At 66.5% G+C, this 23798-nt stretch carries 23 protein-coding genes and 1 tRNA gene; 14 read left to right on the forward strand and 10 right to left on the reverse strand.

Annotation, left to right across the window (positions count from 1 at the left end; genetic code table 11):
• Positions 1 to 15: 15 nt before the first annotated feature.
• A complete protein-coding gene (locus tag IEY07_RS02655; RefSeq protein WP_188893595.1) occupies positions 16 to 1080 on the reverse strand; it encodes a substrate-binding domain-containing protein in 1065 nt (354 codons plus the stop codon).
• A gap of 322 nt (positions 1081 to 1402) precedes the next feature.
• On the opposite strand from IEY07_RS02655, the gene IEY07_RS02660 reads away from it, so the two are divergent.
• The 3 genes from IEY07_RS02660 (at position 1403) to ilvC (ending at position 4886) form a co-directional block, all read left to right on the forward strand.
• Complete coding sequence (locus tag IEY07_RS02660) at positions 1403 to 3199, forward strand: acetolactate synthase large subunit (RefSeq protein ID WP_188893596.1); 1797 nt, start codon at positions 1403 to 1405, stop codon at positions 3197 to 3199.
• Positions 3196 to 3756, forward strand: a complete 561-nt coding sequence (gene ilvN, locus IEY07_RS02665) for an acetolactate synthase small subunit (protein ID WP_188893597.1) — start codon at positions 3196 to 3198, stop codon at positions 3754 to 3756. The genes IEY07_RS02660 and ilvN overlap by 4 nt, the downstream gene beginning before the upstream one ends.
• 110 nt (positions 3757 to 3866) lie before the next feature.
• Positions 3867 to 4886, forward strand: coding sequence for a ketol-acid reductoisomerase (ilvC, locus tag IEY07_RS02670; RefSeq protein ID WP_188893827.1), 1020 nt, complete (start codon positions 3867 to 3869; stop codon positions 4884 to 4886).
• 59 nt (positions 4887 to 4945) lie between these two features.
• Here ilvC and IEY07_RS02675 read toward each other — a convergent pair whose 3' ends face one another.
• The 3 genes from IEY07_RS02675 to IEY07_RS02685 all read right to left on the reverse strand — a co-directional run bounded on the left by IEY07_RS02675 (position 4946) and on the right by IEY07_RS02685 (position 7389).
• Entirely contained in the window at positions 4946 to 5485 is a 540-nt protein-coding gene (locus tag IEY07_RS02675; RefSeq protein WP_188893598.1) for a hypothetical protein, read from the reverse strand.
• A 183-nt stretch (positions 5486 to 5668) separates the two neighbouring features.
• A complete protein-coding gene (locus tag IEY07_RS02680; protein WP_188893599.1) occupies positions 5669 to 6232 on the reverse strand; it encodes an O-methyltransferase in 564 nt (187 codons plus the stop codon).
• Between the two features lie 107 nt (positions 6233 to 6339).
• Positions 6340 to 7389 carry a 3-isopropylmalate dehydrogenase gene (locus IEY07_RS02685; protein ID WP_229669625.1) on the reverse strand — a complete coding sequence of 350 codons (1050 nt, stop codon included), beginning with the start codon at positions 7387 to 7389 and terminating at the stop codon, positions 6340 to 6342.
• 114 nt (positions 7390 to 7503) lie between these two features.
• Here IEY07_RS02685 and IEY07_RS02690 point away from each other — a divergent pair, with 114 nt between their 5' ends.
• From IEY07_RS02690 to IEY07_RS02705, 4 genes are all read left to right on the forward strand, one after another.
• Positions 7504 to 8583 (forward strand): branched-chain amino acid aminotransferase, encoded by a 1080-nt coding sequence (locus IEY07_RS02690; protein ID WP_188893601.1) that lies wholly within the window; start codon positions 7504 to 7506, stop codon positions 8581 to 8583.
• Positions 8584 to 8600: 17 nt separating this feature from the next.
• On the forward strand, positions 8601 to 9080 hold the full coding sequence (locus IEY07_RS02695; protein ID WP_229669626.1) for an NUDIX domain-containing protein: 480 nt from the start codon (positions 8601 to 8603) through the stop codon (positions 9078 to 9080).
• Positions 9081 to 9327: 247 nt separating this feature from the next.
• On the forward strand, positions 9328 to 10941 hold the full coding sequence (gene cimA / locus IEY07_RS02700; RefSeq protein ID WP_188893602.1) for a citramalate synthase: 1614 nt from the start codon (positions 9328 to 9330) through the stop codon (positions 10939 to 10941).
• A gap of 35 nt (positions 10942 to 10976) precedes the next feature.
• Entirely contained in the window at positions 10977 to 12101 is a 1125-nt protein-coding gene (locus IEY07_RS02705) for an L-talarate/galactarate dehydratase (protein WP_188893603.1), read from the forward strand.
• Here the strand turns inward: IEY07_RS02705 and IEY07_RS02710 are convergent.
• The 4 genes from IEY07_RS02710 to IEY07_RS02725 all read right to left on the reverse strand — a co-directional run bounded on the left by IEY07_RS02710 (position 12098) and on the right by IEY07_RS02725 (position 15312).
• A complete protein-coding gene (locus IEY07_RS02710) occupies positions 12098 to 12652 on the reverse strand; it encodes a P-loop nucleotide/nucleoside kinase family protein (RefSeq protein WP_188893604.1) in 555 nt (184 codons plus the stop codon). The genes IEY07_RS02705 and IEY07_RS02710 overlap by 4 nt on opposite strands.
• Positions 12649 to 13299, reverse strand: a complete 651-nt coding sequence (locus IEY07_RS02715; protein ID WP_188893605.1) for a GNAT family N-acetyltransferase — start codon at positions 13297 to 13299, stop codon at positions 12649 to 12651. Before IEY07_RS02715 ends, IEY07_RS02710 begins: the two co-directional genes overlap by 4 nt.
• 7 nt (positions 13300 to 13306) lie before the next feature.
• On the reverse strand, positions 13307 to 13951 hold the full coding sequence (locus IEY07_RS02720) for a GNAT family N-acetyltransferase (RefSeq protein ID WP_188893606.1): 645 nt from the start codon (positions 13949 to 13951) through the stop codon (positions 13307 to 13309).
• A gap of 74 nt (positions 13952 to 14025) precedes the next feature.
• Positions 14026 to 15312, reverse strand: coding sequence for a thymidine phosphorylase (locus IEY07_RS02725; RefSeq protein ID WP_188893607.1), 1287 nt, complete (start codon positions 15310 to 15312; stop codon positions 14026 to 14028).
• Positions 15313 to 15334: 22 nt separating this feature from the next.
• On the opposite strand from IEY07_RS02725, the gene IEY07_RS02730 reads away from it, so the two are divergent.
• From IEY07_RS02730 to IEY07_RS02745, 4 genes are all read left to right on the forward strand, one after another.
• Positions 15335 to 16135: a fumarylacetoacetate hydrolase family protein gene (locus IEY07_RS02730; RefSeq protein WP_188893608.1), complete on the forward strand. Its 801-nt coding sequence runs from the start codon at positions 15335 to 15337 to the stop codon at positions 16133 to 16135.
• A 135-nt stretch (positions 16136 to 16270) separates the two neighbouring features.
• Complete coding sequence (gene gltX / locus IEY07_RS02735; RefSeq protein ID WP_373288792.1) at positions 16271 to 17794, forward strand: glutamate--tRNA ligase; 1524 nt, start codon at positions 16271 to 16273, stop codon at positions 17792 to 17794.
• 16 nt (positions 17795 to 17810) lie between these two features.
• Entirely contained in the window at positions 17811 to 18773 is a 963-nt protein-coding gene (locus IEY07_RS02740) for a CPBP family intramembrane glutamic endopeptidase (RefSeq protein WP_188893609.1), read from the forward strand.
• A 42-nt stretch (positions 18774 to 18815) separates the two neighbouring features.
• Positions 18816 to 18887 (forward strand) — tRNA-Gln (locus IEY07_RS02745).
• Here the strand turns inward: IEY07_RS02745 and IEY07_RS02750 are convergent.
• Both IEY07_RS02750 and IEY07_RS02755 read right to left on the reverse strand, forming a co-directional pair.
• Entirely contained in the window at positions 18858 to 19655 is a 798-nt protein-coding gene (locus tag IEY07_RS02750; protein WP_188893610.1) for a nucleotidyltransferase domain-containing protein, read from the reverse strand. The genes IEY07_RS02745 and IEY07_RS02750 overlap by 30 nt on opposite strands.
• Before the next feature lie 204 nt (positions 19656 to 19859).
• Complete coding sequence (locus IEY07_RS02755; RefSeq protein ID WP_188893611.1) at positions 19860 to 20582, reverse strand: IclR family transcriptional regulator; 723 nt, start codon at positions 20580 to 20582, stop codon at positions 19860 to 19862.
• Positions 20583 to 20743: 161 nt separating this feature from the next.
• On the opposite strand from IEY07_RS02755, the gene leuC reads away from it, so the two are divergent.
• The 3 genes from leuC (at position 20744) to IEY07_RS02770 (ending at position 23706) form a co-directional block, all read left to right on the forward strand.
• Positions 20744 to 22156, forward strand: coding sequence for a 3-isopropylmalate dehydratase large subunit (leuC, locus tag IEY07_RS02760; protein WP_188893612.1), 1413 nt, complete (start codon positions 20744 to 20746; stop codon positions 22154 to 22156).
• Positions 22157 to 22219: 63 nt separating this feature from the next.
• Positions 22220 to 22828 carry a 3-isopropylmalate dehydratase small subunit gene (gene leuD, locus IEY07_RS02765; RefSeq protein ID WP_188893613.1) on the forward strand — a complete coding sequence of 203 codons (609 nt, stop codon included), beginning with the start codon at positions 22220 to 22222 and terminating at the stop codon, positions 22826 to 22828.
• Between the two features lie 167 nt (positions 22829 to 22995).
• Complete coding sequence (locus tag IEY07_RS02770) at positions 22996 to 23706, forward strand: HU family DNA-binding protein (RefSeq protein ID WP_188893614.1); 711 nt, start codon at positions 22996 to 22998, stop codon at positions 23704 to 23706.
• Positions 23707 to 23798: the final 92 nt, after the last annotated feature.

A 23798-nucleotide genomic window follows, 5' to 3' on the forward strand; every position in this document is an offset into this window, starting at 1 on the left:
TCCGCTGCAGTGCCTTCAGCCCCAGCATTTCTTGCCTGCCTGGGCTGGTGTCTGACTCGGCACACCGGGCACGCTCTTCGCGGTTGCCAGGGCGGTGCCGGTGTCGTAGAAGTCCTTGCCCTTGGTCTTGGCGGGTGGTGCTCCACCGCGGGCGATCTTGGCGACGGCGTCGACGCCGAGCCGCGCCATCTTGCCCGGGTACTGGACGGCGTCGGCGTCGAACTGGCCGTTGCGCACCATGGTGATCCCGTCGCAGCTGCCGTCGATCACCACCAGCAGCACCTTGCCCGCCTTGCCGGCTGCCTTGAGCGCGGCGTACGCGCCCTCGCCTGCGGGTTCGTTCATCGCGTAGACGACGTTGATGTTGGGATTGGCCGACAGGCACTGTTCCATCGCCTGGCGACCGCCGTCGATCGCGCCTTGGGTCGGCCGATGGCAGACGATCTGGTACTGCCCGCCCTTGCCGCCCTTGTAGTGGCCGGTCTTCGGCTCGAGGCCGTTCATCGAACCGGGCTTGTTGGGAATGCCCATCCCGTCCAGGAATCCGTGGTCGCGGCCGGTGTCGACCTCGACGACCTGGTCGTTGTAGAGGTCGAGCATGGCGATCGTCGCCTTCCGGCCGTTGAGCCGGGCGGCGGCGTACTTGCCGATCAACAGGCCGGCCTGGTGGTTGTCGGTGGCGAAAGTGTTGTCGGCGGTGTCGACCGGAGTCAGGGGAGTGTCGACCGCGCTGACATAGATGCCGGAGTCCCTGGCCTGCCGCAGGGCGGCGTTGATCGCGTTGCCGTTGCTGGTCACCAGGATCCCTTTGTCGCCGCGGGCGATCGCGGTGTAGATCTCGTTGATCTGGTTCTGGGTGTCGCCGTCCTGGGTGCCGGCGGCGACGGTCAGCCTGACGCCGTCCTTGGCGGCCTCGGCGCGGGCCGCCTGTTCCATCGCGACGAAGTACGGATTGGTTGTCGTCTTGACCAGCAGTGAGACGCCGGGGCGGGGATCGCCTCCGTTGCACGCGGTCAGGATGCAGCAGAACGCCACGGCCAGCGACAGCATCCAGCGCGGGCCAACTCGCGATCGGGCCATGAGCACTCCGATTCGTCGTCGATTCGGGTCGTCACCAACGTCGTAACGCCTTCGGTAACCCGCTACGGTCATGTCAAACGTTTATCCAGCCGAATGGGCCTGTGTGGCCCAGATGGCAAGACGTCGCGTATCAGAAGTTGACACTGACAAAGGATCGCGGCAGGCTTGGGATCGTGCGCAATGCATTCATGATTCTCGTACTCAGAAAGCGCGTCGGCTGAGCTCAAAGCTCCCACCGATGCGCTCCCTCGTCTGCCACCCGGCGGCGGGGGTTTTTTGTTGCCGGGATTCATGACAAACCACCGAGGCAGGAGTGAAGGACATGGCTGAGGAGCGGTCCGAGAACAGCTCGGCCGAACCCGATGCTGCGGGTGCGGCCCCGTCTGAGAGCGTGTTGACCGGGGCACAGGCGTTGGTCCGGTCGCTGGAGCGCGTCGGAGCCGAAGTCGTATTCGGGATCCCCGGGGGGACGATCCTCCCCGCGTACGACCCCTTGTACGACTCCGAAGCCGTACGGCACATCCTGGTCCGCCACGAGCAGGGCGCAGGACATGCCGCCGAAGGCTATGCGATGGTCACCGGCAAGGTGGGCGTCTGCATGGCCACCTCCGGCCCCGGTGCGACCAATCTGGTCACCGCGATCGCCGATGCCTACATGGACTCGGTGCCGATCGTCGCGATCACCGGCCAGGTCTCGGGCCCGTCGATCGGGACCGACGCCTTCCAGGAAGCCGACATCACCGGCATCACGATGCCGATCACCAAGCACAGCTTCCTGGTCAAGGATCCCGCGGACATCCCGCACGCGATCGCTGCCGCCTTCCACATCGCCTCCACCGGCCGGCCTGGCCCCGTGCTGGTCGACATCACCAAGGACGCCCAGCAGGGCACCGCGCCCTTCCGCTGGCCCAAGCGGCTCGAGTTGCCGGGCTACCGACCGGTCACCAAGCCGCACAACAAGCAGATCCGCGAAGCGGTGAAGTTGATCACCGGCGCCCAGCGTCCGGTGTTCTACGTCGGCGGTGGCGTGGTGAAGGCCCGGGCGGCCGAGCCGCTGCGGCGGCTGGTCGAGCTGACCGGGATCCCGGTCGTGACCACGCTGATGGCGCGCGGCGTCTTCCCAGACAGCCATCCGCTCAACTACGGCATGCCGGGGATGCACGGCACGGTCGCCGCGGTCGGCGCCCTGCAGCGCAGTGATCTGCTGATCTCGCTGGGTGCCCGCTTCGACGACCGGGTGACCGGCGAACTGTCCAGCTTCGCACCGCTGGCCAAGATCATCCACGCCGACATCGATCCGGCCGAGATCAGCAAGAACCGCCAGGCCGATGTGCCCATCGTCGGTGACTGCGCCGAGGTGATCACCGAATTGCTCAGCGTGCTCGAGTCCGGTGCTGTCGATCTCGATTTCGAAGCCTGGAAGCGATATCTGGACGACCTGGCGACCAACTACCCGACCGGCTACGACGAGCCGACCGACGGCACGCTGTCTCCGCAGCATGTGATCAAGCGGATCGGCGAGCTGACCGGACCGGATGCGTACTACGTCACCGGGGTCGGGCAGCACCAGATGTGGTCGGCGCACTTCCTGCCCTTCGAGAAACCCGGCCACTGGCTGAATTCCGGTGGTCTCGGCACGATGGGCTACGGGGTCCCGGCGTCGATGGGCGCCAAGGTCGGTCAGCCAGATGCCACCGTCTGGTGTATTGACGGTGACGGCTGCTTCCAGATGACCAATCAGGAGCTGGTCACCTGCGCTCTGGAAGGGATCCCGGTCAAGATCGCGGTGATCAACAACCAGAGCCTGGGCATGGTGCGGCAGTGGCAGACGCTCTTCTACGAGGGTCGTTACTCCAACACCGATCTGAAGACCAACCGGGTCCCGGACTTTCCCAAGCTCGCCGAGGCGATGGGCTGCGTCGGCCTGCGCGCCGAGACCGCCGACGAGGTCGACGCGGTGATCGACAAGGCGCTGTCGATCAACGACACGCCGGTGGTGGTCGAATTCGTTGTGCACAAGGACGCCATGGTCTGGCCGATGGTTGCGGCCGGCACCAGCAACGACGAGATCAAGATCGCCCGTGATCTGGCTCCCAACTGGGAAGGGGACGTGCTGTGACCACTCGGACGCTCTCGGTGCTGGTGGAGAACAAGCCCGGTGTCCTGGCCCGGGTGGCCGGGCTCTTCTCCCGGCGCGGCTTCAACATCGACTCGCTGGCAGTCGGACCCACCGAACATCCCGACACGTCGCGGATCACGATCGCGACCGATGTCGACGATGCCGTGCTCGAGCAGCTCACCAAACAGCTCAACAAGCTGGTCGAGGTGCTCAAGATCGTTGAGCTCGACCCGGACTCGATCCGGTCCGAGCTCATCCTGGCCAAGGTCCGCGCCGACCAGCACACCCGTGGCCAGGTGCTGGAGATCCTCCAGCTGTTCAAGGCGAAATCCGTCGACGTCACCGCCGACACCATCACGATCCAGGCCACCGGAAACCCGGACAAACTCAACTCCCTGCTCGAGATGCTGGAACCGTACGGCATCCGTGAGCTGGTGCAGTCCGGGCTGGTGGCCCTGGGACGCGGCAGTCGGTCGATCACCGACCGCGCCCCCAGGACGGATCGCAATCCCGACCGGGCCACCGATCGGAGCAAGGCCATCCGCGCGATCTCCTAGTTCGCCCGGCGAGCGTCGGTCATACGATTCAGGTGGTCGTACGATCCCGATGGCCGCAGCAACATCTCACGCAATCGAATCTCAGGAGTTGGAACCAAGTGCCCGCAACAATGTTCTACGACGACGACGCCGACCTCTCGGTGATCCAGGGACGCAACGTCGCAGTCCTCGGCTTCGGCAGCCAGGGTCATGCGCACGCGCTGTCCCTGCGCGATTCGGGCGTCGACGTCCGGGTCGGCCTGCCGGAGGGCAGCAAGAGCCGCGCCAGGGCCGAGGCCCAGGGCCTGCGGGTGCTCACCCCGTACGAGGCGTGTGAGGAAGCTGACCTGATCATGGTCCTCACCCCCGATCCCAGCCAGCGCAAGGTCTACGAGGAGGCGATCGCCCCGAACCTGGTTCCGGGTGACGCGATCTTCTTCAGCCACGGCTTCAACATCCGCTACGGCTACATCAAGCCCCCGGACGGTGTCGACGTCGTGATGGTCGCGCCGAAGGGGCCGGGTCACCTGGTCCGCCGCGAGTACGCCGAGGGTCGTGGCGTGCCGGTGCTGGTCGCAGTCGAGCAGGATGCCAGCGGCAAGGCCTGGGATCTCGGCCTCGCCTACGCCAAGGGCATCGGCGGCCTGCGTGCCGGCGGCATCAAGACCACCTTCACCGAGGAGACCGAGACCGATCTCTTCGGCGAGCAGGCGGTGCTCTGTGGTGGCGCCAGCCATTTGATCATGGCCGGCTTCGAGACGCTGACCAACGCCGGCTACCAGCCGGAGGTCGCCTACTTCGAGTGCCTGCACGAGCTCAAGCTGATCGTCGACCTGATGTATGAGGGCGGCATCGCCAAGCAGCGCTGGAGCATCTCCGACACCGCCGAGTACGGCGACTACGTGTCCGGCCCGCGGGTGATCGATGATCACGTCAAGGAGTCGATGAAGGGTGTGCTGGCCGACATCCAGGACGGCAAGTTCGCGCAGCGGTTCATCGACGACCAGGACGCCGGTGCGCCGGAGTTCAAGCGTTTCCGCGAGGAAGCCGAGCAGCATCCGATCGAGAAGGTCGGCAAGGAGCTGCGTAACCTGATGGCCTGGGTGAAGAGCCACGACGACGACTATGTCGAGGGCAGCGCGGCCCGCTGATCACAGTCTGAAAACGTCCGTGTCCGGCGCCTCACGGCGCTCGGGCGCGGACGTTTCCGTTATCGCGACTGCTCGTGGATGTTCAGGACCAGGGCGCCGTTCGCGCGGTAGCCGGTGCTGATCTCGTACAGCGTGTCCGACAGCGGTGAGGAGTCCATCGGGTCGGAGGCGTCGTTGGCCCGTACACACAGCTTCTTCACCCCTGTGGTGTCCATCGAGGTGGGGTGGTCGGCGATGCAGTCGCCGAACGACTTCTGCAGCTCGGCCAGTGTGTGCTTCTGGTCGGCGACCGGGATCTCCACCAGCGCGTCGAGGGTGAAGTCGTGGGTCGACTCGTAGTGGGAACTGAGGATCTTGGTGCCGGTCGGCAGCGTCAGGTCGCCCCACCACTCGATGTCGGCGCGCGTCAGGTGATCGCAGGTGTAGCCGGTGAAATCATTGGTGCAGGTGGTTCCACGGCTGGTGACGAAGGAGAAGTACGGCACGCCCCAGCCTCCCGCGTACTTGCTGAGGATGAAGAACGGGGTCGCGGCGAGGACGATCATGACGCCGATGCCGATCAGGATGCGCGCGGCCCGACGCCGCCTTTCCCGGGCCATTGAGCCCACCTCTCGTCTGCCGAACCCCTGGAGTCCTCATGATGCCAAGAACAGGGTGCCCCGGGCCAGCGCTGTTGCCGAGCCGTGTCACCGGCGAGCGGCGGCGGGGACAATCTCTGCTGGAATTACTGGGGAGTTCGCCGCGGCAAACCTTCGGTGCGCTTCGGGTCCGGCGGATCCCGCTCACCGTTTGACGGCGACCAGGACAGAGGTGTCGGTGGCGACCATCACGTCGGCGCTGGTGAAGCGCTCGTCGGTCAGCCACTCCTGGCGCAGCTGGTCCACCCGTCCGGAATCCATCGGCGGCCAGTCGGCGCTGGGGGTGAAATCGTCGATCACGATCATCCCGCCCGTCTCCAGCATCCCGACGATCTCCTCGCGCGGCGAGTGCCGCGCGCTGTCGGCGTCGATGAAGATCAGCGAGAAGGGTGCGTGCTCGGCCAGCGACGCCCAGTCGGCGTGCATCACCTCGATGTCGTCGGCGGCGAACATCTCCATCACGCCGTGGGCCAGCTCCGGATCGAGCTCGGCGGTCAGGACCCGGGTGGACTTCGGTGCACCGGTACGCAACCAGGCTGCCCCGACTCCGCACCCGGTCCCGCATTCGGCCATGGTGCCGCCGCGGGTGGCGGCCAGCGTGGCCAGCAATCGCCCGGTCTCGGTGCGCGAGGTCATCACATACCCGTGCTGCAGTGACATCCGCAGCGCGCGGGTGACGATCTCAGGTAGGTCCGGGGGAGCGCTCACCCGTCAAGTGTCGCACTCGACGACCAGAACGTCCAGAATACGAGACTTGCGTCCCAGAATACGGTCGCGAATAGTCGGGGCCCCTAGTATTTCGGGAGCACCAAGACTCAGACGGCCGACGCGATCGCGTCCCCGATCTCGGACGTGCTGCGCTTGGTCCCGGCTGACCGTCGGCTGACATCGGCGAGCACCGCCTTCTCGATCCGGCCGGCCTCTTCGGCCAGCCCGAGGTGATCAAGAAGCAGACCAACAGACAGGATCGTCGCCGTGGGGTCGGCGATGCCCTGGCCGGCGATATCAGGAGCAGAACCGTGCACGGGCTCGAACATCGAGGGGAATGCGCCCTCCGGGTTGATGTTCCCGCTCGCCGCCAGCCCGATGCCGCCGGTCACCGCACCAGCCAGGTCGGTGATGATGTCGCCGAACAGGTTGTCGGTCACGATCACGTCGAACCGCGCCGGATCGGTGGCCATGAAGATTGTCGCCGCGTCGATGTGCAGGTAGTCGGTGGTGACATCGGGATACTCCGCCGCGACCGTCTCGAAGATCCGGTTCCACAGCCCGCCGGCATGCACCAACACGTTGTGCTTGTGCACCAGCGTGATCTTGCCCCGGCGCCGCGCTGCCCGGGCGAAGGCGTCACGGACGACGCGCTCGACGCCGTAGGCGGTGTTGACACTGACCTCGGTGGCGATCTCGGCAGGGGTGCCGGCGCGGACCACGCCGCCGTTGCCGACGTACAGCCCCTCGGTGCCCTCGCGGACCACGACGAAGTCGACCTCCTTGCCGGCGGTCACCGAGTCCGCGAGCGGCGTCGGAACGCCGGGGTAGATCCGGCTGGGCCGGAGATTCACGTAATGGTCGAAGGCGAATCTGATCTTGAGGATCAGTCCGCGCTCCAGGATGCCGCTGGGCATGGTCTTGTCACCCGGCGCAGCACCCACCGCACCGAAGAGGATGCCGTCGGCCGCGGCGAGCTCGGTCAGCACCGAGTCGGGGAGCACCTCGCCGGTCCGCTTCCAGCGTTCCGCCCCGAGGTCGTAGCTGGTGAGGGAGAAGCTGCCGGGAGTCACAGCCTGCAAGACCTTCAGGCCCTCGGCCACCACCTCCGGCCCGATCCCGTCGCCGCCGATCACTGCCAGATTTCTGCTCGTCACCCGGGCATCGTAGCCAGCCCTTGGCGGATCGAGAGCCCCCATCTCGACCACCAATCACCCAACGACAAAACCAACCCATCAACCAGCCAGAGAGTGAGTGCTACCGTGCCGAGCATGTTCGAGGTCCATCCCAATCCACAGCCGCGCAGCGAGGCCGAACGCGCGGCGATCCTGGCCAACCCGGGCTTCGGGCAGCATTTCAGCGACAATATGGCGCTGGCCACCTGGACCGCCGAGCAGGACTGGCATGACCGCGAGGTGAGTGCCTACCGCCCGTTCCAGTTGGATCCCGCTAGTGCGGTGCTGCATTACGCCCAGGAGATCTTCGAGGGACTGAAGGCCTACCGGCACGCCAACGACTCGATCTGGCTGTTCCGGCCGGAGAAGAACGCGGAGCGCTTCGCGAAGTCGGCGACCCGGCTCGCGCTCCCGGTGCTGCCGGCCGAGGATTTCCTGTCCAGCATCGAGACCCTGGTCACCACCGACCAGGCATGGGTGCCCGGCGGGGGCGAGAGCAATCTCTACATCCGGCCGTTCATGTTCGCCAACGAGGTCTTCCTCGGCGTGCGGCCGGCGAAGACGGTCACCTACTGCTGCATCGCCGGCCCGGCCGCCGCCTACTTTCCCAATGGTGTCCAGCCGGTCAACATCTGGCTGTCCACGCGGTACGTCCGCGCCGCCGGGCCGGGCGGGATGGGCGCTGCCAAGACCGGCGGCAACTACGCGGCCAGCCTGGTGGCCCAGCAGGAGGCGTACGAGAACGGGTGCGAGCAGGTGCTCTTCACCGACGGCGCCGAGCGCAAGTGGGTCGAGGAACTCGGCGGCATGAACGTCTACCTGATCACTGCCGACGGCAAGTTGATCACTCCCGCCCTGGAAGGGACGATCCTCGAGGGCGTCACCCGGGACTCGGTGCTGACCCTGGGCACCGAACGCGGACTGCAGATCGAGGAGCGCAAGATCGCGGTCGAGGAAGTGTTGCAGGGCATCGATTCCGGGCTGATCACCGAGATCTTCGCCTGCGGGACCGCAGCTGTGATCAACCCGGTCGGTTCGATCAAGACCGAACAGAAGTCGTACGTCGTGAACAACGGGCAGTCCGGCCCACACACCGACGGTCTGCGCCGGACGTTGCTCGACATCCAGTACGGACGGGCTGAGGACACCCACGGCTGGATGCACAAGGTCTGCTGAGGATCGGGTCACCGATAGTGCCGATCAGTCGCTGGGATGTCGCGGCCCGTGTCTGGAAGCGATTGCACGGGCCGGCCCAGTGGCGGATCCTCTGGTTGAAGCACGCCACCTTCATGATCGGTGTCACCGGTGCCGTCCTCGATGATCATGATCGGGTGCTGTTGCTGAAACACCGGTTCTGGAAGGACAACCCGTGGGGTACGCCGTCGGGCTACCTGGAGCGCGGGGAGACGATCGAGGAGGGCTTCGCCCGCGAGGTCGCTGAGGAGACCGGCCTGGCGGTCGGCGATGTCCGGATCGTCAAGATCAACTCTGGCTTCCGGCTCCGGGTTGAGGTCGGAGTGGTCGCCCGGGTCGCCAGTGGGGCCGAGCCGCGGGTTGACGGTGTCGAGGTCGAACAGGCGCAGTTCTTCCCGGTCCAGGAACTGCCGGACGACCTCCGCAAGAGCCAGCGCGCGGTCATCGACCAAGCGCTCCGTGAGGGACGCGGCACGTAATGCGGTGGTTGGCGTGGACGCAACTTCGGCGGTAGCCGGAGGCGGAAGTCTCAGCATCCGGACCAGATGCTGGCGCGGCCGGGACGTCGGGTGCCTATACTGCCGGTATGGCATTCCAGGCCATCATCATTAGCTAGCGCGCTGCAGCTGTCCGACAGCATTCAGCGCGCCAACCTCCTGTGCTCTCCCGCCGGGAGGTTTTTTCATGCCTCCAGCCGCCAGCCATCGCAGCCACTCAGAAGGAATCATGTCAACCACAGCCTCGGCCCCGTTCGAACGGCCCGCCGAATTCCACGTGTACGACACCACGCTGCGCGACGGTGCCCAGCAGGAGGGTCTGCGGCTCTCGGTGGCGGACAAGTTGCAGATCGCCGGACTGCTCGACGAGTTGGGCGTGAACTACATCGAAGGTGGCTGGCCGGGCGCGAATCCCAACGACACAGCGTTCTTCGCCGCGGCGGCCGCCGGCGAGGTGACGCTGAAGAATGCGACGCTGACCGCCTTCGGCTTCACCCGCCGGGTCGGCGGCACGGCTGCCGACGATCCGCTGACGGCGGCCCTGCGGGACTCGGGAGCAGGCGTTGCCTGCGTGGTGGCCAAGAGTCATGATCAACACGTGGTCCGGGCGCTGCGGACGACGCTGGAGGAGAACCTGGCGATGATCACCGACACGGTGTCGCACCTGGTCGCCGAGGGGCAGCGGGTCTTCCTGGACTGCGAGCACTTCTTCGACGGCTTCCGGGACAACAAGGCGTACGCCCTGGAGGTGGTCCGGACGGCCATGGACGCCGGCGCCGAGGTCGCCGTGCTGTGCGACACCAACGGCGGCATGTTGCCGACCTGGGTCGGCGAGATCGTCGCCGAAGTGGCCCAGGCGACCGACGCCAGGCTGGGAATCCACGCCCACAATGACACCGGCTGCGCGGTGGCCAACACGATCGCCGCCGTCGACGCCGGTGCGATGCACGTCCAGGGCACCATCAACGGTTACGGGGAGCGGACCGGCAATGCCGACCTGGTCCCGATCGTGGCCAATCTCGAGCTGAAATACGGCTGGCAGCTGCTGCCCGCCGGATCGCTGGCCGAGGCGACGCGACTATCCCATGCGATCGCCGAGGTGACGAATGTTCCACCGAGCACTCGTCAGCCCTATGTTGGCCTGTCGTCCTTCGCCCACAAGGCGGGGCTGCATGCCAGCGCGATCAAGGTCGACCCGAATCTCTACCAGCACATCGATCCGGAGCTGGTCGGCAACGACATGCGGATGCTCGTGTCCGACATGGCAGGCCGGGCCAACATCCAGATCAAGGGTTCGGAACTCGGGTTCGACCTGTCCGACCGGGACCTGGCGGCGAAGATCACCGACAAGGTCAAGGAACGCGAGGCGGACGGCTACACCTACGAGGGAGCCGATGCCAGCTTCGAGCTGCTGCTGCGCGCCGAACTTGATCAACTGCCGGAGTACTTCGTCGCCAGGTCCTGGCGGGTCTTCACCCAGTCCGGCACCGACGGCGTGACCGACACCGAAGCCACCATCCGGCTCGAGGCCGGGGGGCACAGCACCCGGGTGGTGGGTGAGGGCAACGGCCCGGTCAACGCTCTTGATCATGCTCTGCGGGAAGCCCTGCTGCCGGTCTATCCGGTGGTTGATCACTTCGAGCTGAGCGACTACCGGGTGAGGATCCTCGACCAGGGGCACGGTACCGACGCGACCACCCGGGTGCTGATCCAGACCACCAACGGACTGCGTACCTGGACGACGGTCGGGGTCGGGCAGAATGTCATCGAGGCATCCTGGGAGGCACTGAGCCAGGCCTATACCTATGGGTTGTTGCATTCCGAGGTCGAACCTGCCTCGTGATCGCCGGCCGAGAGGCAGCCTGATAGACAGGCTGCATGGCTGACACGATCGCGTCGCTCACGCTCTCGTCCGTACGGCTGCCCCTGGTGACGGCGATCAGCGACGCCAAGGTGCTCACCGGACGGCAGAAGCCGATGCGTGAGGTGATGTTCCTCTTCGCCGAGATCACCACCGAGTCCGGAGACGGCGGGATCGGCTTCTCCTACTCCAAACGCGCCGGCGGGCCGGGCCAGTACGCCCACGCCTGCGAGATCGCCCCGGAGGTGATCGGCGAGGATCCGTCCGATATCGGCAAACTGTGGACCAAGCTCGTCTGGGCGGGCGCGTCGGTCGGCCGCAGCGGGTTGTCGGTCCAGGCGCTGGCGGCGATCGACGTCGCGCTCTGGGATCTGAAGGCCAAGCGTGCCGGGCTCGGACTGGCCAAACTGATCGGCGCCCACCGCGATGGCGTCCGCACCTACAACACCTCGGGCGGCTTCCTGCAGGCACCGATCGAGGAGGTCGTGGACAACGCGCTGCGGTCGTTGCAGGCCGGTATCGGAGGTATCAAGATCAAGGTCGGGCAGCCGGACTGGCGGACCGACCTGAAGCGACTGACCGCGGTGCGCGAGGCGATCGGTGATGACGTGCCCCTGATGGTGGACGCCAACCAGCAGTGGGACCGCGCGACCGCGACCCGGATGGGGCGGCGGCTGGGGGAATTCGATCTGGTCTGGATCGAGGAGCCGCTGGATGCATACGACGTGGAAGGGCACGCTGAGGTGGCGCGACGGCTGGACACCCCGATCGCGACCGGCGAGATGCTGACGAGCGTCGGGGAGCACCTGAAACTCATCGACGCCGGCGCAGCCGATGTGCTGCAGCCGGACGCACCGCGGGTCGGCGGGATCACCCAGTTCCTCAAGGTCGCCGCCCACGCCGAACAACGCCACCTCGACCTGGCGCCGCATTTCGCGATGGAGATCCATCTGCACCTGGCCGCGGCATATCCGGGCAACGATCCCTGGGTCGAGCACTTCGAGTGGCTGGATCCGCTGTTCGACGAGCGGCTGGAGACCCGGGACGGCCGGATGTGGCTCCCGGACCGCCCAGGGCTCGGCATCACGTTGTCGGATCAGGCCAGGGCCTGGACGGTGGCGAAGACGGAGTTCGTCCGCTAAGCGGGGAAGGCGATCACCGGCCGCTCGGGCCGCAGGCCGAACACCTGGATGATCGTCCCGGCGCTCGCCGCTGGCTCGCTCCGGTCGGTGTCGATGATCAGATCAGCGGGTGGCTGTTCCACCGGCGAAGAATCCTCCCGGCCGGCGCGAAGCACTTCGAGATCGCTCAATTTGCCGGCTTCGATCCTGCTGGCATTGCCGATCCTGGCTTCCTGGGCCTGCTCGCTGACCGTGAGCCTGACCGAGCAGACTCGGCCCCCCTGGCTCTCGACGGCATCGCGCAGTCGATGCGGGAATCCGAACGGGACGGTGGACTCCGGAGCGAAGGTGAAGATCAGCGAGCGACCGATACGGGCCGCATCGGTGATCACAGAGAGCCAGATCTGCTCGCGCAGCCGGACGAACGGCTCGGAGCCGAACGGGAAGACCGTGGTCAGGAGGTTGACGGTCAGGTGGTTGTGGAAGACCGGATAGCCCAGCCGGGCCTCCAACGCTCGCGCAGTGGTCAGCTTGCCGGCCGCCGCCGGCCCGTGCAGGAAGATCAGATTCACCTAACCGTCAACCCCAGAAAGACACGCAACGACTCAGCGCCGGTGACAGTGATCATCTCGTCGCCCCTGATGAAGTCGCCGGGAGTCAGCACCAGTCGCTGGAGCCCGGCGAGATCACCACGGCGGACCAGGTGTTCGGTGCCGTTGGGTCGATAGCCGACCTTTCGGCTGACCGCCAGGGAGGCCTGATTGTCCAGGAATGCACCGGAGGTGATCTCTGTCGCATCCAACTCGTCGAACACGAAGGCGCACATCGCCCGCCGCATCCGGGTGCCGATGCCCTGGCCGTGGAATCGCTTGGCCAGCCAAGAACCGGTCTCGCCCGTCCTGGTGATTGCGAAGTCGTTGGTGGAAAACCCCTGGATGCCGACGAGTTGACCATCGCGTCGGGCACCGAACTCCAGGCTGAAACGCGCAGCGGAGAGCGCGGATCTGACCTGCCAGTGATGCCGTACGAAGTTGGCGGGCAACTCGCACGGGTCGACGTCGGTCCAGGGAAAGGAGAAGGGCATCAGCGCGGGATCATGGATGCCCGACAGCGCAAGATCAACAAGTTCCGGCAGGTCCTCGTCACGGACGACCCGCAGTGTCAGGTCGCCAGCGGTGACCGCGACGGCGAACGGCGGCCAGATCTCCTCGAGCCGCATCGGTGTCTCACTCCTCGATCTTGAGGAATCGGCGTACGGCCTCGGCGCCGCGGACCGTGAGCGGATCGCCGCGGTTGAATGTCTGGGGAATCAACCGCAGGAGTTGATGATCGGCGGCGACGCCGTTGCGGACCGTACGCTGCAGACCATTCGGCTGGTAGCCGACGTTGCGGCTGACTCCCAGCGACGGTGCGTTGTCGGTGAACGCGCCGGACGTGATCTCGACTGCGCCGAGCTCATCGAAGGCGAAGGCGCAGACCGCCTGCCGCATCCGCGTGCCAATGCGGTTGCCGTGGAATCGTCGGCCCAGCCAGGAGCCGGTCGAAGCTGAACGGGTGATCATGAACTGCTTACCCTTGATGTCCTGGGTGCCGACGAGCTCGCCGTTGCGGCGGACCGCGAACGGCAGCGTCCACTCGTCGACCGACGTCTGGCTGCGGCGAGCCCACACGAAGCGGACGAAGTTCGCCGGCAGGTCGTCCCGGGGTGCGGCGGTCCAGGGAACCCCGAAGGGCATGAAGTCCGGGTCATGGATCCCGTCCAGCACCAGATCGACGAAATCCGGTAGGTCGTCATCGGAGATGATCTTGAGCTCCAGGTCACCGGCAGTGATCACCAATTGGTCCGGCGGCCAGATCTCGGCGAGTTCCATATCCCCACTGTGCCGATGAACGCCGGGCTTGTCGACGGGGTTTCGGATATACGATCCCTGAGCCTGTCGAAGGGTCAGGCTCCGATCCGGTCGATGATCAACGGTTCAGTGTCGGGTTGCTGGTCACCGACCTCCCAGGCGCCGTCCAGCGCCGCGCGGGCCCGGGGGATCAGGGAGGCGTCGTCGGTCTGCAGCGTGAAGAGTGGTTGGCCGGCGGTGATCTTGTCGCCCGGCTTGGCGTGCAGGATCACTCCGGCAGCGGCCTGGACCGGGTCCTCCTTGCGGGCGCGTCCTGCGCCGAGCCGCCAGGCGGCGATGCCGACGGGCAGCGCGTCCAGCCGGGTCACGTAACCATCCCCGCCGGCCAGGACGGTCTCCGTCTCCCGCGGCCGGGGGAGCGGGGCATCCGGATTACCGCCTTGCGCAGCAATCATGGTGCGCCAGACGTCCATGGCCCGGCCCGAGTCGAGCACCTCGGCCGGATCGACGTCGTCGATGCCGGCCAGACCGAGCATCTCGCGGGCCAAGGCGAGTGTCAGGTCGATGACGTCGGCCGGTCCGCCGCCGGCCAGCACCTCGACCGATTCGGCGACCTCGACCGCATTTCCGGCTGCCCGTCCCAGCGGCGTCGACATGTCGGTGACCAGCGCCACCGTCGGCAGCCCGGCGTCGGCGCCGAGCCCGACCATCGTCCGGGCCAGCTCCTTCGACCGGTCGAGCTCGGTGATGAAGGCACCGCCGCCGGTCTTGACGTCCAGGACCAGGGCGCCGGTCCCTTCGGCGATCTTCTTGCTCATGATCGAGGAGGCGATCAGCGGGATCGACTCCACCGTCGCGGTGACGTCGCGGAGCGCATACAGCTTGTGGTCGGCCGGGGCCAGACCCGATCCGGCGGCACAGATCACCGCACCGATCTCGTCCAGTTGCCCCAGCATCTCCTCGGTGCTCAGTGCGGCACGCCAGCCAGGAATCGCCTCCAGCTTGTCCAGGGTCCCGCCGGTGTGGCCAAGTCCGCGACCGGACAGTTGCGGTACCGCGGCACCGCAGGCGGCGACCAGCGGCGCCAGGGGCAGGGTGATCTTGTCGCCGACGCCGCCGGTCGAGTGCTTGTCGACGGTCGGCCGGCCCAGCCCGGAGAAGTCCATCTGCTCGCCGGTGTTGATCATCGCTGTCGTCCAGGCCGAGAGTTCGGCGCTGTCCAGCCCACGGAAGAACACGGCCATGTTCATCGCGGCCATCTGCTCGTCGGCGACGGTACCGGTGGCGTACCGGCTGATCAGCCAGTCGATGGCAGCCGTGCTGAGGGTGCCGCCGTCCCGCTTGAGCTTGATCAATTCGAGGGCGTCGAATGCTTCGGCCATGGGTGGACGATAGCCTCACCCCATGCGCATTGCTCGATTCTCCGCAGGTTCGGATCCGCAGTACGGCATCGTCGAGCTCGCCGTCGACGGCGGTGAGCACCCGGACACCGTCTCGGCGCTGACGGGTGATCCGTTGGCGACCAAGGTGCAGCTGACCGGTCAGCGCTTCCCGCTGGCCGATGTGCGGTTGCTGGCGCCGGTGATCCCTCGCAGCAAGGTGGTCGGCGTCGGGCGCAACTACGCCGAGCACGCGGCCGAGCTGGGCAACGAGATTCCCGAGACCCCGTTGATCTTCTTGAAGCCGAACACCTCGGTGATCGGGCCGGAGGAGGCGATCGTCTATCCGACCTACACCCAGCAGCTGAGCTATGAGGGCGAGTTGGCGATCGTGATCGGCCGGATCTGCAAGGAGGTCCCGGCCGAGCGTGTGCCGGAAGTGATCTTCGGTTACACGATCGCCAATGACGTCACAGCCCGGGACCTGCAGGGTCCGGACAAGCAGTGGGCGCGGGCGAAGGGCTCGGACACCTTCTGCCCGATCGGGCCGTGGATGGTGACCCATCTCTCGATCGAGGAGGCGGAGAATCTGATGATCACCACGATGGTCGACGACGAGCGCCGTCAGCACGATTCGACCAGTCTGATGTTGAACAAGATCGTCGACCTGGTCGTCTACATCAGCAGCTTCACCACGCTGCTGCCCGGGGATCTGATCCTGACCGGTACGCCCGCCGGGGTCGGCGGCATGGAGGCCGGCCAGCGGGTGTCGGTCGAGGTGGAGGGCATCGGCACACTGTCGAATCCCATCGTCTCCGCCCAATAGCGCGAGGAGTCACTAATTCCCTCATGCGTGCGGCGTGTCGTGCTGCCTGTGGATCCAGCGCCGACGACACGCCGCGCGGATTGAGGGATATGTGACCCCTCGGCGTGGCGGAGGGCGCCGGTAGAGTGGACCGTCGTGAGTTCTGACCCCGCACTGCTGACCGAGGATGATGTCCTCGGCGATCTCGATCCGACCGCCGTACGCGTCCGGTTCCCGCCGTCGCCGACCGGCAACCTGCACGTCGGCAACGTTCGCAGCGCGCTCTTCAACTGGGCGTTCGCGCGGCACTACGGCGGCAAGCTGGTACTGCGGATCGAGGACACCGACGTTGCCCGCAACCAGGAAGGTTCGCTGGAGGGGCTGATCTCGGCGTTGCGCTGGCTGGGTCTGGACTGGGACGAGGGACCTGAGGTCGACGGCCCGTACGGCCCGTATGTCCAGACCGAGCGGTTCGACGTCTATGCGGGCGTCGTCGGGCAGTTGCTGACGGGCGGCTACGCGTACAAGTGCTTCTGTACGCGGGAGGAGATCGAGGAACGGCACAAGGCGGCCGGACGGAGCGGTCCGGCCGGATACGACGGCTTCTGCCGGGATCTGGCTGCCGACGACGTGGCAGCCAAAGAAGCCGCCGGCACGCCCGCGGTGATCCGGGTCCGGGTGCCTGACCAGCCCATCGATTTCATCGACCTGGTCCGCGGCCCGGTGCATTTCGAGGCTGCCAACGTCCCTGACTACGTCATCGTCCGCGCCGACGGCTCGCCGCTGTACACGTTGACCAACCCGACCGACGACGCGCTGATGGGGATCACCCACGTCCTGCGCGGGGAGGACCTGCTGTCCTCGACGCCGCGTCAGATCGTGCTCTACGAGGCGTTCGCGCAGCTGGGTGTCGGCTCGGGTCGCATCCCGCGATTCGGACATCTGCCGACCGTGCTGGGAGAGGGCAACCGACGACTTTCCAAACGAGACAAGGGATCCGGGCTGGCCGAATACCAACAGGCGGGCTATCTGCCGGCCGGGTTGCTGAACTACCTGGCTCTGCTGGGGTGGGCGATCGCCGACGACCGGGACATCTTCACGATGGACGAGATGGTGCAGGCGTTCGACATCCGCCGGGTGAATGCGAATCCAGCCCGGTTCGATCCGAAGAAGTGTCTGGCGATCAACGCCGAGCACATCCGGCTGCTCAACGAGGCCGAGCTCACCACCCGGATGACGCCGTATCTGGTCGACGCCGGTGTTGTGGCCGATCCGCCGACCAGCGACCAGGTCGAGATCCTCACCCGGGCCACCCCGCTGGTGCAGGAGCGGATGAACACCCTGTCCGAATCCGTTCCTCTGCTGGATTTCCTCTTTGCCGACGACAACCGCATCGAGATCTCCGAGGATGCCGGGCTGAAACCGGACTCGCTGCCGGTGCTGGATGCGGCCGCCCGGGCGATCGCCGAGCTCGATCCGTTCAGCCACGATCAGATCGAGGCCGCGTTGCGGGCGGCACTCATCGACGGTCTCGGACTCAAGCCGCGCAACGCCTTCGGCCCGGTCCGGGCGGCGATCACCGGCAAGCGGATCTCGCCGCCGCTGTTCGAGTCGATGGAGCTGCTCGGCAAGACCTCCAGCCTGAACCGGATCTCCCGCGCCCGGGCGACGGTTGCGTGAGGACCGGCGTAACGCGATGAGCACGACGCCCAGCACCAGGTCGTACGGATTCGACCTCCAACCGCCGACCGGTGTCAGCTATCCGCAGTTGCTGCGCACCCAGACCTACGTCTGGTGGCGGTCGCTGCTGGGCGTGGTGGTCGCCTTGTCGCTGTACTTCCTGATGGTCGCCCTGATCAGCCAGGCAGTGATCCTGCTCGGCTTCACGATCACGTCTCCTGGCGGGACCTTCAACGCCTACTATCAGAAGTCGGTCGCGTTCGGCACCGCCTTCGGGGTGCTCGGCACCAATCTCGGAATCGCCGCACTGACCCCGATCGCTTTCGTCGTGATCATGGTCGTGCACCAGCTCCGGCCACGGTGGCTCGGCTCGGTCCGGCCGCGGCTGCGCTGGCGGTATCTCTTGATCAGTGTCGGCATCGCGGCCGTCACACTGGCGATCAACCTGGTGCTGTCGGTCGTCACCCAACCGGGCACCCACATCGCACCGATCCCGAACGCCTGGGTCTACATCGTGATCATCCTGATCACCTCACCGTTGCAGGCGGCGGGGGAGGAGTATCTGTTCCGCGGCTATCTGCTGCAGGCCTTCGGAAGCGTGGTGCGGACGCCGTGGTTCGGAGTGATCGTCTCGTCCTTCGTCTTCGCCCTCTTCCACGGGACCCAGAACCTTCCGCTGTTCCTGGACCGGTTCGCCTTCGGGCTGCTGGCCGCGATGCTGGTCTGGCGGACCGGCGGGATCGAGGCCGGGATCGGAGCGCACGTGATCAACAACGTGTACGCATTCGGTCTCGGCACCCTCACCGGGACGCTGTCGCAGACCCGCGGCGTGCAACAGATCGGCTGGGCCAGCGCCGGCTTCGACGTAGGCAGTTTCGCCCTCTTCGCCGTGCTCGCCTGGCTCGCGGGCCGGGGGCTGAAGCTGCGGACGGTGACCGGCCCGCCTGCCGGTTTGGGTGTGGCCGGGGGAGTGCAGTAAAGTTCTTCCTCGTTGCCCGGGCGTTCGCGGCCGGCAATCCCATGGGGTATGGGGTAATTGGCAGCCCGACTGATTCTGGTTCAGTTAGTTCAGGTTCGAGTCCTGGTACCCCAGCAATTCCCGCTCGGCGCGGCGTACGGCATCGCCACATTCGGTCCGGATCCGGGCCATCACCTCAGCCAAGTCGTCCGGTCCGTCGATCCGCTCCGCGAACACCGCGTCGAGATGATCAAGGCCGGCCTCGGTCAGCAGCCTCTTGTCGTTGGTGATCCATCGGCCGCGGGCCGCCAGCACCGCGTGTGCGCCGGCAGCGGCTGCCTGGGCGGCGAGTCCAAGAGCCATCGCCGTACGACCTGGGGGCACGTGATTGGCCGACGCGTAGTCGAGGGTGCCGGTCGCCCAGCCCCACCACGCCCCGGGAGCCTCGGCCCGCAACCGTTCGGGGTAGTCCGGTCGGGGGAGGGATCCGCGCAGCGTCTGATTGAGGGCGAGTTCGGCGAGCAGCAGATAGCTGGGGATGCCGACCACATGGAACATCAGCCGCTCCACGACGAAGCGGCCACTCTCGGCCTCGGCCAGCTGATGGTCGATCACCCCGAGATCGCGATAGTGCACGTCGACCTTGCGACCGTCGATGCTCAGCCAGGCGCCGCCGTTGTAGAGCCCGCCGCCCCAGCCGCCGATGTCGAACACCTCGCCCGGCCAGCCGATGTCACGCAGGGTCCGCGGTTCGAAGCTGCCGCGATAGTAGATCGCCAGATCCCAGTCGCTGTCCGGGCGGGCAGTGCCCTGGGCCCGGGATCCGCCGAGCGCCACTGCCTCGACTCCCGGCAGCGCGGCCAGCCGATCGGCGACATGATCAACGAAGTCGGCGTCATCCATGACACCTGAGCGTCGCAGTGTCCGTGGTCGGCGCGCCACCGAATTCTCGATGGTCGCACTGAGGCCGGGAGGCCGGTGGGTCGCGAAAGTCGTGACAAGTCGAGTTTGCGGTCGCGTACGCGTCGATCGGGGCGCGGAAGTCGTGACGACTCGAGTTTGGGGTCGCGTACGGCCTGGCTGGGGCCGGGATTGATCCGGGAGCGGCTATTCGGTGCCGGTCCGGCGCAGCACCTCGGACAGCCGCTCGGCGGCCGCGATCACCGCCGGTGCATGCAGTCGGCCGGGTTGACGGGATAGTCGCTCGATGGGGCCGGAGACGCTGACAGCCGCGATCACCTTCCCCGAAGGGGACCGGACCGGCGCCGAGACCGAAGCCACACCGGCCTCGCGCTCGCCGACCGAGTGGGCCCAGCCACGGCGTCGTACGGCCGCCAGGGCCACCGCCGAATATCGCGAGCCGCGCAGGCCGCGCTGCATCCGCTCCGGCTCCTCCCAGGCCAGCAGGATCTGGGCGGCGGACCCAGCGGTCATGGTCAACTGCGAACCGACCGGAACCGTGTCCCGCAGCCCGGACGTACGTTCGGCCGCCGCGACGCAGACGCGATAGTCACCCTGCCTGCGGAACAGCTGGGCCGACTCGCCGGTGATGTCGCGGAGCCGGGCCAGAACCGGGCCCGCGGTCGCCAGCAGCCGGTCCTCACCGGCCGCCGAGGCCAGCTCGCCGAGCCGCGGGCCGAGCACGAAGCGGCCTTGCAGATCGCGGCCCACCAGACGATGGTGTTCCAGTGCGACCGCCAGTCGGTGGGCGGTCGGGCGGGCCAACCCGGTGGCCGCGACCAGCCCGGCCAGGGTCGTCGGTCCGGTCTCGAGGGCCCCGAGGACCAGGGCCGCTTTGTCCAGAACGCCGACACCGCTAGAGTTGTCCATGTCTTGATATTGCCGTCTCGAATTGTGGAATGCAAGTCCTGGCAGGCAATAACTCCGATCAAGATCAACAATGCTGGATCAACACAGGATCACCATGCTGGACCGACGCCGACCGGTGCGTGGGTCCACGAGATCATCATGGCCGTAGGGAGCAAACACCGATGACTACTGCGAAGACGTTGAGTGAGAAGTTGTGGGACGCCCACACCGTCACCTCGGACGAGAACAACGATCTTCTCTACATCGATCTGCACCTCGTGCACGAGGTCACCAGCCCGCAGGCCTTCGACGGTCTCCGGCAGGCCGGTCGCCCGGTTCGCCGGCCCGATCTCACCCTGCTGACCGAGGACCACAACATCCCGACGGTCGACGTCGACAAGCCGATCGCCGATCCGGTCTCGCGGACCCAGGTGGAGACGCTGCGCAAGAACGCCGAGGAATTCGGGCTACGGATCCACAAGCTCGGCGATCTTGATCAGGGCATCGTGCACATCATCGGACCGCAGTTGGGACTGACCCAGCCCGGCACGACGGTGGTCTGCGGCGACTCCCACACCTCGACCCATGGCGCTTTCGGGGCACTCGCCTTCGGCATCGGCACGTCAGAGGTGGAGCACGTGCTGGCGACCCAGACGCTGCCGCAGCGCAAGCCGAAGACGATGGCCGTCAACGTCAACGGCGACCTGCCCGCGGGAGTCACCGCCAAGGATGTGGTGCTGGCGCTGATCGCGAAGGTCGGCACCGGTGGGGGTCAGGGCTACGTCGCCGAGTACCGCGGGTCGGTGATCGAAGGGCTGTCCATGGAAGCCCGGATGACGATCTGCAACATGAGTATCGAGTGGGGCGCCAAGGCCGGGATCATCGCACCGGACGAGACGACCTTCGAATATCTGAAGGGCCGCCCGCACGCGCCGCAGGGCGCGGATTGGGATGCGGCGGTCGAGTACTGGAAGACCTTGCGTACCGACGAAGGCGCCACCTTCGACGTCGAAGTCGATCTTGACGCTGCCGAGTTGTCGCCGTTCGTGACCTGGGGAACCAACCCCGGCCAGGGCGTGCCGCTGTCCGCGTCGGTGCCCGATCCGGAGACCTTCTTCGACGAGTCCAGCAGGACCGCTGCCGAGAAGGCCCTGGAATACATGGATCTGAAGGCCGGTACGCCGATGCGCGAGATCGCGGTTGACACGATCTTCCTCGGCTCCTGTACCAACGGCCGGATCGAGGATCTGCGAGCCGCGGCCGATGTGATCAAGGGCCGCAAGATCGCCGATTCGGTACGCATGCTGGTCGTTCCCGGGTCTGCCCGGGTCCGGCTGCAGGCCGAGTCGGAAGGACTGGACGTGGTCTTCAAGGAGGCCGGCGCCGAGTGGCGCGGCGCAGGATGCTCGATGTGCCTGGGCATGAATCCCGACCAACTCGCACCGGGTGAGCGCAGCGCCTCCACCTCCAACCGGAATTTCGAAGGCCGACAGGGCAAGGGCGGTCGTACGCACCTGGTCTCCCCGGTGGTGGCCGCCGCAACAGCGGTCACCGGCACGCTGACGGCTCCGGCCGATCTTCCGGATGCCGGCTGATCCGCCCACTACGGCCACCGTCGACCACTCACCGTCGACCCACCCAACGAGGAAAGCCAGAACATGGAAAAGTTCACCAGCCACACCGGAACCGGACTGCCGCTGCGGCGCAGCAACATCGACACCGACCAGATCATCCCGGCCGTCTACCTCAAGCGGGTCAGCCGGACGGGTTTCGAGGACGGTCTTTTCGCTGCCTGGCGGCAGGATCCGCAGTTCGTCCTGAACCTGCCGCAGTACAAGCTCGCGACGATTCTCATCACCGGACCGGATTTCGGCACCGGATCGTCCCGTGAGCACGCCGTCTGGGCCCTGCAGGACTACGGATTCAAGGTCGTCATCGGCTCCCGGTTCGGTGACATCTTCTCCAACAACTCCGGCAACGCCGGTCTGCTGCTGGCCAAGGTCAGCCATGAGGACGTCGAGCAGCTGTGGAAGATCGTCGAGAACCACCCCGAGACCGAGATCACGGTTGATCTTGAGGCCCGATCGATCACGGCCAGTGACGGCTTCACCACCTCGTTCACGATCGACGACTACACCCGCTGGCGGCTGCTGGAAGGCCTGGACAACATTGGCCTGACACTGCGAGCGGAGGACAAGATCGCTGCCTATGAGGCGAATCGCCCCTCCTACAAGCCGACCACGATCCCGGTCCAGACGGGCAGCTGAGGGCCCAAAAACCGCCGTTAACCGGCGTTAACAGCCCCGAAATCGCCGAATTTCCTTACGACACGGCGTTTCGGGGCTTGTGGTCGTTGTCTGCATGGTTCAGTTTCCCTAGCGTTAGCTGTTGTAGTCGCACCGTGCGGCACAGAAGCGTTCGAAGAAGGGAAGCTGTGAACAAGGCTGAATTGATCGAGGCGCTTGCCGCCCAGTTCGACGGCAGTAAGTCCCAGGCAGCCAAGGCGCTCCAGGCGGTGACCGAGACGATCACCTACACCACCGCTCGCGGTGAGAAGGTGTCGATCACCGGCTTCGGCGTCTTCGAGAGCGTGCGCCGTCCGGCTCGGATCGTCCGCAATCCCCGTACTGGCGAGCGCAAGCGCGCCAAGGCTACGTCGGTCCCGAAGTTCCGCGCCGGCTCCGACCTCAAGGCGTACGTGTCCGGCGAGAAGAAGCCGCCGCGGCTGACGGCCAAGAAGGCCGCCGCACCGGCTGCCAAGACGACGGCCACCAAGACGACCGCGACGAAGGCGACTGCCACCAAGGCCACTGCCACCAAGGCCACTGCCACCAAGGCCACCGCCACCAAGGCTGCTGCTACGAAGAAGGCTGCAGCGACCAAGGCTCCTGCCAAGAGGACGACCACCAAGACCGCCGCAACCAAGACGGCGGCCACCAAGACGGCCGCAACCAAGACGACTCCGGCAAAGAAGACGACGGCTCGCAAGGCCACACCGGCCAGGACTGTCGCCAAGAAGACCACGCCGGCGAAGAAGGCGCCGGCCAAGAAGACCGTTGCCAAGAAGGCCCCGGCCACGAGGACCACCGCAAAGAAGACGGCTGCGAAGAAGGCGCCCGCCAAGCGCACAGCCAAGAAGGCGTGACCTGGCCTACGCCAAGATCACGGAAGCAGGCCCGGACGGTTCCACCGTCCGGGCCTTCCTTGTTTCCGCAGTCGTTTCCCACACTCGGGTCT

Origin of the sequence: Microlunatus endophyticus, from assembly GCF_014646195.1 — a bacterium.
Lineage (GTDB): Bacteria > Actinomycetota > Actinomycetes > Propionibacteriales > Propionibacteriaceae > Microlunatus > Microlunatus endophyticus.